This is a genomic window from Gemmatimonadota bacterium, assembly GCA_016720805.1.
Lineage (GTDB): Bacteria > Gemmatimonadota > Gemmatimonadetes > Gemmatimonadales > GWC2-71-9 > Palsa-1233.
Window position 1 is genome coordinate 50488 of the sequence record JADKJZ010000007.1, and the last position, 14998, is coordinate 65485.

A 14998-nucleotide genomic window follows, 5' to 3' on the forward strand; every position below is an offset into this window, starting at 1 on the left:
TTCAGTTGAATCCAGGGAGTCTTACGATCGAATGAACCGCTCCACGACCCTCCTCGACGCCGCCGACCTCACCGTCAGCCGCTTCGACCACCCTCCGCACGAGGCGCACGACGATCCCGATCGCGAAGAGGGTCGCCACTTCGGCATCGCCTTCGTGCGAGAGGGCCGGTTCGGCATTGGGACGCAGTGGCTCCGCTCTGGCGCCGTGCTGCTCACCCAACCCGGGGTCGCCGTCTCCTGCCGACATGGTTCCCGATACCCGACGGATGTCTGTGTCGCCATCAGCTTCAGTGACGCAGCGGTTGCACCGTTCGAGCACGGATGGAGCCGCGCCGGTTGGCACGCACGGCAGCGCCCGACGCCACGCCTCGCCCTCGTGCAGCGGCGCCTGGCGCTTGCCATCGATGACGCGGACGCCTTCGCCACCGAGCGCTGGTCGCTCACCGCGCTTGCCGCACTTGCCATGGAGAGCCGCGACGCCCGCGCGCGAGGGAGCTACGCGCCGCGTCCCGCTGACATCGAGGCCGTGCTGGCCTGCTGCCGCACCATCGAGCGAGACCCCACCGCGAGGCAACTCGTGGCTGCGCGCGCACGCGCCGTCGGGATGACGTCCACCCAGCTGACGCATCACTTCCGACGATACCTCGGGGTCTCGCCGCACCAGTATGTGCTCTCGTGGCGGCTCGCCGCCGCGACGGACCTCCTCGATCAGGGCTGTTCCGTCTCGGAGAGTTGCTGGCGCTCGGGCTTCGAGAACCTCAGCCATTTCTGCCGCAGCTTCCTGCGTGCCTTCGCGGTCCGCCCCTCCACCTGGCGCTCGCTGCCGGCGGCCGAAAGACGACGGAAAGTGCAAGCCGTGCGGAGCGCCGTGCCCTAGGATTCCGCCTCACTTCAAGGAGGAATCATGCGGTATGGCAATTACCTGGCGCTGGTGCTCGCGGTGAGCGCGCCCAGCACGATGACGGCGCAGGCAGCGCCGAGCGTCGCGGGGACGCTCCCTGCGACCGAGCTCAGGGCGCTCGAGGCGATCCGGAAGGACGTCTGGGTGCACTGGTTCACTGGCGACACGGCGGGGCTGCATCGGGTGCTGCCTCCCGAGCTGATCGCGATCAGTCCCGACGGCTCACCCTGGCAGACGCTCCAGCAGACGCTCGATGGGTCGGTCAAGTTCAAGGCGGCTGGCAACAGCCTCATATCGGTCGCGTTCGAGGGGACGACAGTCCACCGCTTTGACTCGGTGGTGGTGATGTTCTCGCAGTACGTGGTCGTGACCGAGCGGGCTGGGCAACGAAGCACCCAGCGGGGCCGAGCCACCGAAGTGTTCGTCCGCAAGGATGGCCGGTGGGTGCATACCTCGTGGCACCTGGACGTCATCACGTAATCCGATCCCTCTGATTCCCTGACTGTCCCTGGAGTCTCGCCACGGCAGGTGCCGATCGAGCCACCGGAAGATCGAGCGTGCGGTGGGTCACGGTGTTTGTCATGGCGATCCGAGTGCGCCCATGGCACAGCACGTGAATCACCCATGCCTCTGAGAGCTCGCCCCGCCTTCCTTCCCGCCTCTTCGCGCTGCTACTCGTCCCGGGCACACTTGCGTTGGTCGTTGCCGCGGAATGGCTGGCCGGTGGTGGCCGGGCGATGTCCGGCGACCGAGCGATGGGCTTCGGCCTCCTCACCCTCCTCCTGATTCCACCGTTCGCCATCAGTGCGGTGACGCTCCCGCTCTCCTGGTGGCTGCTTCGCCACGCGCCGGCACGCCGTCTACTGCTCTTCTCGGGGACCGTGCTCCTGGGCTATGTCGCGTCCACAGTGATGGTTGGATGGATGATCTTTCGCGTGGTATCGCCCACCCGTGGCGGACTCGCCGACACCCTCACCTTCTGTGTCCTCCCCTTCGCCCCGATCGTCCTGGCGTTGACCGCCAGCCACATTGTCTGGGGCAGGCGGACTTCCCCGATGGCGACTCCCGCCCCAGATTCTGAGACCCCTTCCCCGGAGCCGCCATGCCCCCCATCGACAACGGTCACGTCACCGACGGAGACCACTGCCGCGTGATTGCGGGCACTCATAAGGGCAAATACGGCACAGTGCGGGACATCAACATGAGTAAGGGTGGCAACGTCACCATCACCGTGGTGCAATCAGATGGCGACCGATTCAAGACGCTCGCCCGGAACGTCCTCGTGGAGCCTCGGCAAGATCGTCGCACCCGCTGATCCTCCCACCCACCGCTCTCAGGACCTGAACGAGATGGCCCTCACGCTGACCGACGAGGCGAGGAAGCAGGCGCTCGCTTCCATCACCCGCTTCTGCACCGACGAGCTCGAGCTGGAGGCAAACACCGTGCAGTCGACGTTGCTGCTCAAGTTCTTCCTGGCCGAGCTCGGTCCGACGATCTACAACACGGGAGTCGCGGATGCCCAGGCATTCCTGCGCGACCGCCTCGCCGATCTCGAGGCAACGTGCTACGAGCCAGAGTTCGTGTATTGGCCCAAAGAGTCATCGGTCCGCCGGAAGCGTTAGTCCTCCCGTCGACCCGCCAGGTCACTGCATTCACGGGAGCTCGCCACCGATGCGACGGGCCGCATCTGGGTGGAGCGTCACAGGGCGCAAGGCTTTCTGTGGGAGGCCTGGCAAGGCGACAAGGTGGTCGGCGCCTTCGCCCGATACCGGGAGGAGGACGGCCGATACGAGGTGCACATGTATCGCATCCGGAAGTAGCACTCCCCCGGCACGGAACTTCCCGACTACTGCACCATCAGGTTCCGGGCCGGATCGACCGTGGCCGCACGATAGGCCGGGACGAGCACCGCGGCCAGGGCCACGAGGAGCAGCAGCACGCCGCAACTGACGAAGGCTCGCAGGTCGATCGGTGCCACGTCGACCAGCAATGACTGCATCACCCGGGTGAGCATCGCCGCGCCGACCAGCCCGACGAGCGCCCCGGGAATCACGATGCGCGCTGCCCACCGCAACACCAAGGTCACCACCTGGCCACGCGTCGCTCCCAATGCCGCGCGCACCGCGAGTTCCCGCGTCCGCTGCGCCACCGCATGCACCAGCACGCCGTAGATGCCCAATGCCGCCAGCAGCAAGGCCATGCTGGCGAAGCCCGTCAGCAACGTGAGCGTCAACAGTCGCGGCGCAAGCTGCCCCTCGAGCCGTGCCTGCATCGTCCCCAGGTCCGCGGGCACCTGTGGGTCGATCGCCCGGAGTCTGTCCTGCACCGCGGCAATGAGTTCCGGTGACGCCGTGGTCGCCCGCGCCACGAGGGTCATGCTCTGCGTCCATACCGGAAGCTGCCGCGCCGCCGTATACATCTCCGGCAGAACCTCGGCCTCAGGGCCCCACTGACGAACGTCCCCGACCACTCCCACGATCGTGACCCACGGCGCGGGGGTTCCGTCACGCTGGAACTCCATGCTGGACGCCCGGACCCGCTTGCCCAGCGGACTCTCGGCACCCCAGTAGCGACGGGCCATCGCCGCGTTGATGACGGCGACGCGTTCGCTGCCGGGGCGATCGGCGGCCGAGAGCCGACGCCCCGCGAGCAGCGGCACGTTCATCGTCTCGAGGTAGCCATCCGTGATCGCGCGGTAGCCGGCACCGGCACCCGGCTCATCCCGACCCTCGATCTCCACGAACGAGCTCCCTGCCATCCCCAGAGGAATCCAGTTCGCAGCGCCCGCCGCCGCGACGCCGGGAATCGTGGCAATCGCCTCCCTCGCCTGATCCCAGTAGGCCATGCGCCGCTCCGGCATGGTGTCGTACCGAGTCCCGGAGAGGGTCACTTCCGCCGTGACCACGCCGCGATCGAAACCGAGGTCGCGTTCGAGCAGCGTCCGGAACGAACGGATGAGGAGCCCCGCCCCGATCAGCAGCAGCAGCGCAAGCGCGACCTCACCGCCAACCAGGAGCCCGCCCGCGAGGCCTCGACCGCTTCGCGTCGCGGTGCGTCCCCCCGCCGCCAACAACTGGTGGAGGGACGTCCGCGATCCAACCAGCGCCGGGACGATACCCGCCACCACGCCAACCACCACCGAGAGCGCGACGGCAAACGCGACGACCCCGACGTCGAGCCGCACCTCGCCGCTGCGCGGGATCTGTGCGCCCCATGCTGCGAGCACGGCGCGAAGGCCCAGCATCGCCAGGCCGATACCGACGACGCCACCAGCAAGGGCAAGCAGAAGATGCTCGATCAACAGCTGCTGGATCAGCCGGCCACGCCCGGCGCCGATCGAAGCGCGGATCGCCATTTCGACGCTGCGTGCTGCCCCTCTGCCCAGGGTGGCCGTGGCCACATTGGCGCAGACTATCAGGAGCAACAGCGCGACGGCGCCCATCAAGAGCCGGAGGTAGACTGCCGAGTCACCGATGATGACGTCGTGCAGCGGCGTCACGCCGACCGCGTAGGAATAGAGGGCCTGCGGGTCGGTCGCACGGATCCCCGCAGCGATTCGGCTGAGATCGGCCGCCGCCGCCGTCGGCCCCACCCCGGGGGCGAGTCGCGCGATCGCGATGAAGTTGATGTTCGTGCGTGCGCCCTCGCCACGAAAGGTCCGAGGGATCCACAGCTCGGTGCCTTCCGGGTAGACATCGCTGTTGGCGACCACCCCGACGATGGTCAGCGGGCGAGACTCCACGCGGACGACCATGCCGAGCGCGGGATCTGCGCTGAACTGGCGACGCCAGACCGCTTCGCTGACCACGGCCACCGGTGCGCCCCCTGCCACCTCGTCGGCGGTCACACCGCGACCGGCGATGAAGCGAGTCCCCAGCACCCGGAAGAAGTCGGCGGAGACCGAGGTCGCCGTCACGCGAACTGACTGATCCCCGTTCGCGAGGCTCAGCCGGGCGCCGCGGCTGTGGAGCGCGGTCGTCTCGAGACTTCGATTCTCGCGCTGCCAGTCGGTCCAGTCTGCCGCGGACACCGCGTCAATCTGCTGACCCAACGAGTCCTGGCCCGTCAGGACCACCAATCGGCTCGGCGCCGGGAATGGCAACGGCCGGAGGAGGATGCGTTCGACCAGTGTGAACATCATGGTCGCGACGCCGATGCCGAGCGCCAGGGTCGCGATGGCAAGGAGCGCGAAGCCCCGCGCACGCCGCCACTGCCGCACGGCGCCACGGAGGTCGCTCGCCAGGGCGCCGAACCAATCTCGCGATTCGAGGGAGCGGTGCCGATCGCGCGCGGCACGATGGAGCCGACGCCGCGCGTCCGCGAAGTCGCCGAACCGCTCCTGGGCATCGCGCGTTGCCTCCTCGAGCGACATGCCCGAGTGCATCAGGGCGTCAACCCGGAGTTGCAGGTGCGCCTCGAGCTCCTGGTCCATTTCGATCTCGGCGCGCGGGCGCAGCCGGAAGAATCGACGATAGTCGGCCATCCGGATCCTCCTCAGGCCAGTCGGCTGGTGAGCGAGAGGATCGACGTCACCGAGCGCGTGTAGCGCAGCCAGGTCTCCGTCTCGGCGCGCAGGTGCGCCCGCCCCGTGCGCGTGATGGAGTAGTACCGCGCGCGACGGTTGTTTTCCGTCGTTCCCCATTCCGCCGTCAGCCAGCCGCGTCCCTCCATCCGCTGGAGCGACTGGTACAGCGCGCTGTCGTCGATGGTGATCTCCTGCCCCGACTGTTGCTCGAGCCACGACGACACGCCGTAGCCGTGCATCGGTCCGAAGGACAGCGCCTTCAGGATCAGGAAATCGAGCGTCCCCTTGAGCAGCGGCAGGACTGGCTCGGCAAGCTTCGACATGGTACTCTCCCCGTATGTGCTAAGGTGAGAGATACCGGCGGGAATGCGCACCCGTCAAGGGTGGATTCGGCCCGCCGTCCCCGTGCCGCTCGTGGGACCCGCTTTCCCACTTTCGGACACGACCGCGTGGGCCGGCCCGTCGCATCGACCCGATGTGGCGCGGTGACAACGAGTTAGCCACGGCGCCCGCGGCATCTGTTTCGGCACAGTTCTTTCCTATACCGCAGTCCACTCGCCGGGATACCGCCGGCACCGCACCTCCTCTGCCCAGGACACTGACGTGGACGTCGCCCGCGCCAAGCAGCCGAATACCACTCGACGCAACCGACTCATCGGCGGCGGCGTCATTGTGCTCGCCCTGATCATCCTCGTGGCCCGGATGAAGCCCGCCGCCCCGACGGCAGAACGTCCCACGCTCTCGATCGATTCGGTCGTCTCCGGCGCCATGGTCCGCGAGGTGCGGTCGCCAGGATCGCTGGTTCCCGAACAGATCCGGTGGATCTCGGCCGTGGCCCCTGGCCGCGTCGAGAAGAAGCTCGTCCAGCCCGGCGAACGGGTCACCGCCGGAACGATCCTGATGGAGCTGAGCAATCCCGACGTCGAGATCCAGTTGCTGCAGGCGGAACGCCAGCTCACCGATGCCCAGTCGCAGCTGGTCTCGCTGCAGGTCACCCTCGAGACCCAGCGCCTGACCCAGGCCGGCGTGGTCGCGCAGACGCGGGCGGCCTACCTCGATGCCGTCCGCAATGCCGAAGCCAGCAAGTCGCTCATCGACCAACAGCTGATTTCCGTCTTCGATGCCGCCAAGGCGAAGGAACTCGCCGAGGACCTGACCGAGCGTCTCGGACTGGAGCGGCAGCGCCTCGCGATCTTCACCGACAACATCCCGGCCCAATTGGCCGTGCAGCGGGAACAGGTCGCCCGCCTCAAGGCCGTGGTCGAGTTCCAACGCTCGCTCGCGGGGGCGATGACGGTCCGGGCAGGCGCGGACGGCGTGCTCCAGGAGCTGCCGCTGGAAGTCGGCCAGTTCGCGACCAGCGGGACCACGATCGCCAAGGTCGTCCAGCCGGAACGGCTCAAGGCGGTGCTGCGCGTCCAGGAGAATCAGGCCCGGGACGTCGCCATCGGCCAGTCGGCGGTCATCGACACGCGCAACGGTTTGGTCCGTGGACGCGTCTCACGAATCGACCCCTCCTCCACCGGCGGGATGGTCTCGGTCGATGTCGCCCTCCTGGACTCGCTCCCCAAGGGCGCCCGACCGGACCTGAGCATCGACGGCACCATCGAGATCGAGCGGCTCGGCAAGGTGCTGCACGTGGGCCGACCGACCTATGGCCAGGCCAACGCCACCATCGGCCTGTTCAAGCTCTCGGCGGATGGCAACGAGGCGACGCGAGTCCAGGTCAAGCTCGGCCGCACCTCGGCCAACGCCGTGGAGATCGTGTCGGGACTGCAGGCCGGTGACCGGGTCATCCTGTCGGACATGTCGCGGTTCGACGCTGTCGATCGCGTGCGCGTGAAGTAACCCTGATTGCCTGAACGCCGTTTCCTGGACCATCGTCTCACACCGGAGAGCCCATGACGCCCCCTGCGCAACCCCTGATTCGCCTGGATGGACTCCAGAAGGTCTTCTATACCGACGAGGTCGAGACTCACGCCCTCTCCGAGGTCCACCTCGAGGTCCAGCGCGGCGAGTATGTGGCCATCTCGGGCCCATCGGGGTGTGGCAAGACGACGCTGCTGTCGTTGCTCGGGCTGCTCGACACGCCCACCGGCGGCGAATACTGGCTGGACGAGAAGCCGGTCGCCCAGCTCTCGCCGGCCGATCGGGCCCGGATCCGCAATCGCGAAATCGGCTTCATCTTCCAGGCGTTCAATCTCATCGGCGACCTCACCGTGTACGAGAACGTCGAGTTGCCGCTGACCTACCGCGGCATGGCACCGGCGGAACGGAAGGACCGCGTGATGTCGGCGCTCGAGCGCGTCGGGATGAGCCACCGCGTGCGGCACTATCCGGCCCAGCTCTCGGGCGGCCAGCAACAGCGCGTCGCGGTGGCGCGGGCGGTGGCCGGCGAGCCGCTGATCCTGCTGGCCGACGAACCCACGGGCAACCTCGACTCGACCAACGGTGAGGCCGTGATGCAACTGCTCCAGGAACTCCATCGCGGCGGCGCGACCATCATCATGGTGACCCACGACGCGCGCTACGAGAAGCACGCGGATCGGTCGATCCACCTCTTCGATGGTCGGGTCGTCGGCGACCAGGCCCTCGCCCTCACCAACGCGTAGCCGTCGGAGCACATCGACCATGGGCCAGCTCGCGAACAACCTCCGCTACGCGGTGCGCACGCTGCGGCGCAGTCCTGGCTTCGCGCTGGTCGCCATTCTCACGCTCGGCCTCGGCATCGGGGCGAACACGGCGATCTTCTCGGTGATCAACGCGGTGGTGTTGCGTCCGTTGCCATTCGATCAGCCCGAGCGTCTGGTGACGATGGCCCACTATTACGCCTCGATCAACCTCGTTGCGGGTGTCTCCGCGCCCGGTGTCGTCGAGTACCAGAAGCAGACGAACACCTTCAGTGCCGTCTCCGCGGTCACGGGGTGGGCGCCCACGCTCACCGGCAATGGCGAGGCGACGCGCCTGCAGGCCCTTCGGGTCGTGGGGGAGTACTTCGCCACCTATGGTGTCCCGGCAGCACTCGGGCGGGGGCTCCGCGCGGACGAATCGGTGGCCGGCGCGGATCACGTCGTGGTGCTGAGCGATCAGTTCTGGCGGAGGGAACGGGGCGCCGATCCCGCGGTGGTCGGGCAGCACCTGCTCCTCAACGGCGAGAGTTACGAGATCGTCGGCGTCATGCCGCCCTCGTTCACCTCGATGCTGAACCGGACGATCGATCTCTGGGCGCCGCTGGTCCTCTCGCCCGGCGCACTCGCCGGCTCGTTCGGCAACGAATTCATGGGGCTGACCGCCCGGCTCAAGCCCGGGGTGGCGCTGGCCACCGCGCAAGCCGACATGCACGCCCTGGCGGCCCGCCTGAAGGCCGACCGGCCCGACGCGCTCTCGTCGGATTGGGACCTCGCGGTGGCACCACTCCGCGATCAGGTCACGTCCGCGGGAATGCGCCGCGCCATGCTGGTCCTGCTCGGCGCCGTGGGGCTGGTCCTCCTGATCGCCTGTGCCAACGTGGCCAATCTGCAACTGGCCCGTGCCGCGTCGCGGTCGCGCGAGATTGCCGTGCGCGTGGCACTCGGCGCCTCTCCGCGGGACCTGGTGGCCCAGCTCCTCACCGAGAGCATGGTGCTCGCGTTGGCGGGCGGCGTGGTCGGCGTGCTGATCGCGCTCTGGGGCGTCCCGGCGCTCATGTCGTTGAATCAGAGCAACCTCCCCCCTGCGGCCACGATCAGCCTCGATGCCCGCGTGCTGCTCTTTACCCTCGGACTCACGCTCCTCACCGGAGTCCTGTTCGGCTTGACCCCCGCGCTGAAGGCTTCGCGCACCGTGCTGCATGACGCCCTGAAGGAGGGTGGGCGCGGGGCCGCGGGCGACCGAAGCGGGCTCGCGTTGCGTCGCGGGCTGGTGATCGGCACCGTCGCCATCGCCCTGACCCTGCTGGTTGGAGCCGGCCTGCTCGCGCGCTCCTTCCGTCACCTCCTCGAGGTAGATCCGGGATTCCGGCCGGACCATCTGCTCGCTTTCAACATCGCCCTCCCAACGGCGAAGTATCCCACCGACACCCTGCGGCTCGGCTTCTTCGAGCGCGCCACCGCCGGAGTCGCCGAGCTGCCGGGCGTCACCTCCGTCGGGGCAACGTCGGTGCTCCCGTTCACCAACAACGGCAGCACGTCGTCGTTCACCGTCGAGGGCCACGTGGTGCCGCCGAACGGCAGCGGACCCTGGGGTGACTATCGGGTGGTGACGCCGCAGTACCTCGCCACCATCGGGGCGCCGCTGAAGGAAGGGCGATTCTTCACGGCGCAGGATCGCGTTGGCAGTCAGGAGGTGGTGATCGTCGACGAGGAACTGGCGGCCACCTTCTGGCCCGGCGCGAGCGCTCTCGGCAAGCGCATCAACTACGGCAATGTCTCCGCCGATGACCCGACGCCGCAGTGGCTGACCATCGTCGGCGTGGTGGGGCACACGATGCACGAGGGACTCGACGGACAGAAACGAGTGCAGGTGTATCGTCCGTTGGCGCAGGACGGTGGCGGCGCGATGGCGTTCGTCGTGCGAACCGTTGCCGATCCCCTCACCGCCGTGGCTGGTGTCCGCGAGACGCTGCGCGGCATTGATCCTGACGTGGCGATTGCGAACGTCAACACCATGGAGGCGCTGGTCTCGAACACCACCGGGCCGCGCCGCTTCTCGATGGTCCTGCTCAGCGTCTTCTCCCTCCTGGCGGCGGGCCTCGCCGCCCTCGGCCTCTACGGCGTGATGGCCTACACGGTGGCCCAACGCACCAAGGAGCTCGGCGTGCGGCTGGCCCTCGGGGCCAGCCCGGGCGACCTCCGCCAGATGGTGATGCGCCAGGGAATGCGGCTCGCACTCGCGGGCGTTGCCATCGGCCTGGTGGCCGCCTTCCTGATGACGATGCTGCTCCGCGCGATGGATGCGGGGACCGCGCTGAGCGCGGCCGACCGATTGCTCTTCGGCGTCTCGCCGCAGGACCCCGTCACGTTTGTTGCCATTCCCCTGCTGCTGGTGGCCGTGGCGATGCTCGCCTCGTGGTTGCCGGCCCGCCGAGCGACCCGTCTCGACCCGGTCGAGGCCCTGCGTGGGGAATGAGGTGACGCGATGATCCGCCTTGTCGCCCTCGAGAAGTCGCTCCCGACGCGACCCTCCCCGACCTTCCTACTTCGGCAGCTGACCCTGTCGATCGCGGCCGGCGAATTTGTCAGCATCATGGGACCGTCCGGCGCCGGGAAGTCGACCTTGCTCTCCATCCTTGGCCTGCTCGATGGCGACTTCACTGGCGAGTACTGGCTCGGGGAACAACCGGTCCACGCCTTGTCACCGAAGGCTCGCGGCGTCCTGGCCCGCACCGCGATCGGGTTCGTCTTCCAGCAGTATCACCTGATCGACGACCTCACCGTCGCGGAGAACCTTGACGTCCCGCTCAGCTATCGGAACGTTCCGGCGAGGGAACGCCAGGCCATCGTGGCCGACACCTTGGACCGCTTCCAGATGGTGGGCAAGAAGGACCTCTACCCATCGCAGCTCTCCGGCGGTCAGCAGCAATTGGTCGGGGTGGCGCGCGCCGTCATCGCCAAACCCAGGCTGCTGCTGGCCGACGAGCCGACCGGGAACCTGCACTCCGAGCAGGGTCGCGACATCATGGCCCTCTTTCAGGCGCTCCACCGCGACGGCACGACGATCATCCAGGTGACGCACTCGGCGGAGAATGCTGCGTACGGCACCCGGGTCATTCGCCTGAAGGATGGCTGGCTGGCGACGGAGTAGATTCCCTCCCATGCCCCTCCCCTCTCCCCGCATCCTGATCGCTGACGACCAGGCCGACATTCTCCAGGCACTCCGACTCCTGCTTCGGCAAGAGGGATTCACGGTCGACAGCGCCTCCTCGCCCGCCGCGGTGCTCGCGGCGCTGGAACGGGGAGAGTTCGACGTCCTCCTGATGGACCTCAATTACACCCGGGATACGACTTCGGGCCGGGAAGGGCTCGACGTGCTGACGCAGATTCGTCAGCTCGACGCCACCCTCCCTGTCGTCGTCATGACCGCATTCGGGAGCGTGGAGGGTGCCGTGGAGGCGATGCGGCATGGAGCCCGCGATTACGTCGAGAAGCCCTGGGACAACCAGCGACTCGTCGCATTGCTCCGGACGCAGGTCGAACTCGGCTCCGCGCTCCGACGCGGCCAACGGCTCGAGGGCGAGAACGCCCTGCTGCGTGGCGATGGCACCCCTGACCTCGTCGCCGAGTCGCCGGCGATGCGCGCCGTCGCGAAACTGATGGCGCGCGTGGCGCCCTCGGATGCCAATGCGCTGATCCTTGGCGAGCATGGGGTCGGCAAGGAAATCGCGGCGCGCTGGCTGCACCTCGCCAGTCAGCGGGCCGCGCGACCCATGATCACTGTCAACGTCGGTGGCCTCTCCGAGGGTGTCTTCGAGAGCGAACTCTTCGGCCACCTGAAGGGGGCCTTCACCGATGCGAAGAGCGACCGGATCGGACGCTTCGAACTCGCCGATCGCAGCACGCTCTTCCTCGATGAAATCGCCAACATCACGCCGAGTCAGCAGGCGAAGCTGCTCCGGGTCCTGAACACCGGAGAATTCGAGCGGGTCGGCTCGTCGCGGACCAGGACCGTCTCCACGCGCGTGTTCAGTGCGACGAACGCCGATCTGCCGACCGAGGTCAGCAGCGGGCGCTTTCGCGAAGACCTGCTGTATCGCCTGAACACCGTCGAGATCCGGATTCCCGCCCTGCGCGATCGCCGCGAGGACATTCCGCCGCTCTCGGCCCATTTCCTGGCTCGGCATGCGACACACTATCGCAAGCCGATCGGCGGCTTTGCCCCGGACGCGATGGCCGCGATGCTCAACTACGGGTGGCCCGGCAACATCCGCGAACTGGACCACGCCATCGAACGGGCGGTACTGCTCGCCGATGGCACCACGATCGGCACCGCCGACCTGGGGCTCAACGCCGCCGCCGCGGGCAGCAGCCAGCTCGACCAGATGACACTCGAGCAGGTCGAGCAGCTCCTGGTCCAGAAGGCGCTCGCGCGGACCGGCCACAACGTCACCGAAGCAGCCAAGGCGCTCGGACTCAGCCGAAGCGCGATGTACCGTCGGCTGGAGCGGTACGGACTGTAGCGCATGGCCTCGCAACCGTGGCGACTCGTGGGGGTGGCGGCGCTCGCAGCGCTTCCCGCGGTAGGTATCGCGCTGATCCTGCTCTGGACGGAGCCCGGCAGCCTGGCGTTCCGGTGGACGGCGACGATCGCGATCCTTGCCTCGCTCGGACTGGGTCTTTCGGCGCTGCACTCGGCGGTCGTCCGACCCTTGCAGACGATCGCGAATCTCCTCGCCGCGATGCGCGAGGGTGACTTCTCGCACCGGGCGCGGTCGCTCGACCCGCAGGACGACCTCGGCCTCCTGTACGCCGAGACCAATGCCCTGGCCGACATGCTCCGGGGGCAACGGCTCGGGGTCATCGAGGCGACGGCCCTGCTCCAGACGGTCATGGCGGAGATCGACGCCGCGGTCTTCACCTTCGAGGACGAATCGGGCCGCCTCGTCTTTGCCAATCCGGGTGGTGCCCGTCTGCTCGACGAACCCGCCGAACGCCTGGTCGGACGGCACGCGGCGGACCTCGGGCTGGCGGACTGCTTCGATGGCGAGACGCCTCGTGTCCTCGAACAACGGGGCGCGTACGCCAACCGGTGGGAGCTGCGTCGGAGCAGCTTCCGGCAGGACGGCCGCGCGCACACGCTTGTCCTGCTCACCGACGTGCGCCGAGCGCTCCAGGTCGAGGAGCGTGAGGCGTGGCAACGGCTCATCCGGGTGCTGTCACACGAGATCAACAACTCGCTGGCGCCGATCCGCAGCTTCGCCGGGTCGCTCCGAAGTCTGGTCGATCGGTCACCACGAGGCGATGCGAGTGACGCCGACCTCCGTGAGGGGCTCGGCGTGATCGAACAGCGGGCCGAGTCACTGGGGCGGTTCATCGCGGCCTATGCGCGACTCGCTCGGCTCCCGCGGCCCGTGCTGGCACCGATGCAACTCGGGGATTGGGTGCGCCGGGTCGTGTCGCTCGAGGGGCGGTTGCCGATCCTCGTCCAGGCCGGCCCTGACAGGACTCTGATGGCAGACCGCGACCAACTGGATCAATTACTCATCAATCTGGTGCGGAACGCCGTTGACGCGTCGCAGGAAACGGGGGGCGGGGTGTCAGTCCGCTGGGCATTGCGACCGGACGAGGTCGAACTGATCGTGGAGGATGAAGGCACGGGACTGGCCGCCGGGACCGCCAACCTCTTTGTTCCGTTCTACACCACCAAGCCGGGCGGCTCCGGCATCGGACTGGCGCTCTCCCGACGCATCGCCGAAGCGCATGGCGGCACGCTGCAGCTGGAGAACCGGACCGATCGCGCCGGCTGTCGGGCGATCGTCCGGATTCCGGTGCAGACCCAGGCACGAGAGTCCACTGGTGCCTTCCAATCCGGAAGCTACCGCTCCGCACCACGGCACCTCGGAGGCGCCCCACGTGAACGACCTTCCTGATTCGTCCCCGCACGACGCGCTCCAGCGCGAGCTCGGTGGCGGTCTCCGACTCGAGGAGCAGCTGACGGGTGGGGGCATGTCCACGGTCTACCGCGCGCGCGACGTGGCGCTCAACCGTTCGGTCGTCATCAAGGTCCTCCCGGCCGAGCTGGCGGCGGCCGTGTCGGTGGAACGCTTCAAGCGCGAGATTCTCGTGTCAGCGGCGCTGCAGCATCCCCACATTGTCCCCGTGCTGAGTGCCGGGGAGGTCGATGGGCTGCCCTACTTCGTCATGCCCTTCATCGACGGCGAGTCATTGCGTGCCCGCCTGGCCCGCGGTCCGCTCGCGGTGCGGGAGGCGGTGGCGATCCTGAAGGATGTGGCCCGCGCACTCTCGTATGCGCACACCAACGATGTGGTGCACCGGGACATCAAGCCCGACAACATCCTGCTGACCGGCGGCTCGGCCGTCGTCACGGACTTCGGCGTGGCCAAGGCGCTCAATGCCTCCCAGGCCTCCCGTCGCACGGGCCATATCAGCGGCGCGCACGGTGCGGCGATGACGGCCTCGGGGATCGCGATCGGCACACCAGCCTACATGGCCCCGGAGCAGGCGGCGGGCGACCCGAACACGGACCACCGGGCCGATCTCTACGCACTCGGGATTGTCGCCTGGGAGATGATGACCGGGACGGCACCCTTCCACGGGCTCTCACCGCAACAAGTGATGGCGTCGCACGTGGTCCATACGCCACCAGCCGTTGCCTCCCGGCGGTATGACGTCCCCCGTGCCTTCGCCGCGGTGATCGATCATTTGTTGCAGAAGGAGCCCCGCAACCGCCCGCGCTTTGCGGCCGATGTCGTGCGCGCACTGGAAGACCCGGCGGTGTTGAGCGGCGACTTCGTGGCGACGCCGTCCGCCGGACGCCGCCGGCGCCGACCGCTGCTGATTGCTGGCGGGGTGGTCGTGCTGGCAATCGTGCTCGCCTTCCTGTTGCGCTGACTTCCACCGCTGAAACCCCGGGCGGGG

Annotated in this window: 14 protein-coding genes; 12 read left to right on the forward strand and 2 right to left on the reverse strand. The window is 68.1% G+C overall.

Annotated elements, in window-relative coordinates:
- The first annotated feature begins 31 nt into the window (after positions 1-31).
- The 5 genes from IPP98_07770 to IPP98_07790 all read left to right on the forward strand — a co-directional run bounded on the left by IPP98_07770 (position 32) and on the right by IPP98_07790 (position 2523).
- Complete coding sequence (locus tag IPP98_07770; GenBank protein MBL0179006.1) at positions 32-877, forward strand: helix-turn-helix domain-containing protein; 846 nt, start codon at positions 32-34, stop codon at positions 875-877.
- A gap of 27 nt (positions 878-904) precedes the next feature.
- Positions 905-1381 (forward strand): nuclear transport factor 2 family protein, encoded by a 477-nt coding sequence (locus tag IPP98_07775; GenBank protein ID MBL0179007.1) that lies wholly within the window; start codon positions 905-907, stop codon positions 1379-1381.
- A gap of 257 nt (positions 1382-1638) precedes the next feature.
- Positions 1639-2055, forward strand: coding sequence for a hypothetical protein (locus IPP98_07780; GenBank protein ID MBL0179008.1), 417 nt, complete (start codon positions 1639-1641; stop codon positions 2053-2055).
- Complete coding sequence (locus tag IPP98_07785) at positions 2004-2216, forward strand: KOW motif-containing protein (GenBank protein ID MBL0179009.1); 213 nt, start codon at positions 2004-2006, stop codon at positions 2214-2216. Before IPP98_07780 ends, IPP98_07785 begins: the two co-directional genes overlap by 52 nt.
- A 34-nt stretch (positions 2217-2250) precedes the next feature.
- Positions 2251-2523: a DUF2164 domain-containing protein gene (locus tag IPP98_07790; GenBank protein MBL0179010.1), complete on the forward strand. Its 273-nt coding sequence runs from the start codon at positions 2251-2253 to the stop codon at positions 2521-2523.
- 224 nt (positions 2524-2747) lie between these two features.
- On the opposite strand, the gene IPP98_07795 is transcribed toward IPP98_07790, so the two are convergent.
- Positions 2748-5384 carry an ABC transporter permease gene (locus IPP98_07795; GenBank protein MBL0179011.1) on the reverse strand — a complete coding sequence of 879 codons (2637 nt, stop codon included), beginning with the start codon at positions 5382-5384 and terminating at the stop codon, positions 2748-2750.
- Between the two features lie 11 nt (positions 5385-5395).
- Positions 5396-5749: a PadR family transcriptional regulator gene (locus tag IPP98_07800; GenBank protein MBL0179012.1), complete on the reverse strand. Its 354-nt coding sequence runs from the start codon at positions 5747-5749 to the stop codon at positions 5396-5398.
- Between the two features lie 379 nt (positions 5750-6128).
- Here IPP98_07800 and IPP98_07805 point away from each other — a divergent pair, with 379 nt between their 5' ends.
- The 7 genes from IPP98_07805 to IPP98_07835 are packed head-to-tail and all read left to right on the forward strand — an operon-like array spanning position 6129 to position 14971.
- A complete protein-coding gene (locus IPP98_07805) occupies positions 6129-7274 on the forward strand; it encodes an HlyD family efflux transporter periplasmic adaptor subunit (GenBank protein MBL0179013.1) in 1146 nt (381 codons plus the stop codon).
- A gap of 53 nt (positions 7275-7327) precedes the next feature.
- Positions 7328-8038, forward strand: a complete 711-nt coding sequence (locus tag IPP98_07810; protein MBL0179014.1) for an ABC transporter ATP-binding protein — start codon at positions 7328-7330, stop codon at positions 8036-8038.
- 19 nt (positions 8039-8057) lie between these two features.
- Complete coding sequence (locus IPP98_07815; protein MBL0179015.1) at positions 8058-10532, forward strand: ABC transporter permease; 2475 nt, start codon at positions 8058-8060, stop codon at positions 10530-10532.
- Between the two features lie 9 nt (positions 10533-10541).
- On the forward strand, positions 10542-11207 hold the full coding sequence (locus IPP98_07820; protein MBL0179016.1) for an ABC transporter ATP-binding protein: 666 nt from the start codon (positions 10542-10544) through the stop codon (positions 11205-11207).
- A 10-nt stretch (positions 11208-11217) separates the two neighbouring features.
- Positions 11218-12579 carry a sigma-54-dependent Fis family transcriptional regulator gene (locus IPP98_07825; GenBank protein MBL0179017.1) on the forward strand — a complete coding sequence of 454 codons (1362 nt, stop codon included), beginning with the start codon at positions 11218-11220 and terminating at the stop codon, positions 12577-12579.
- Positions 12580-12582: 3 nt separating this feature from the next.
- Positions 12583-13989 (forward strand): PAS domain-containing sensor histidine kinase, encoded by a 1407-nt coding sequence (locus IPP98_07830; GenBank protein ID MBL0179018.1) that lies wholly within the window; start codon positions 12583-12585, stop codon positions 13987-13989.
- Positions 13973-14971, forward strand: coding sequence for a serine/threonine protein kinase (locus IPP98_07835; protein ID MBL0179019.1), 999 nt, complete (start codon positions 13973-13975; stop codon positions 14969-14971). Before IPP98_07830 ends, IPP98_07835 begins: the two co-directional genes overlap by 17 nt.
- Positions 14972-14998: the final 27 nt, after the last annotated feature.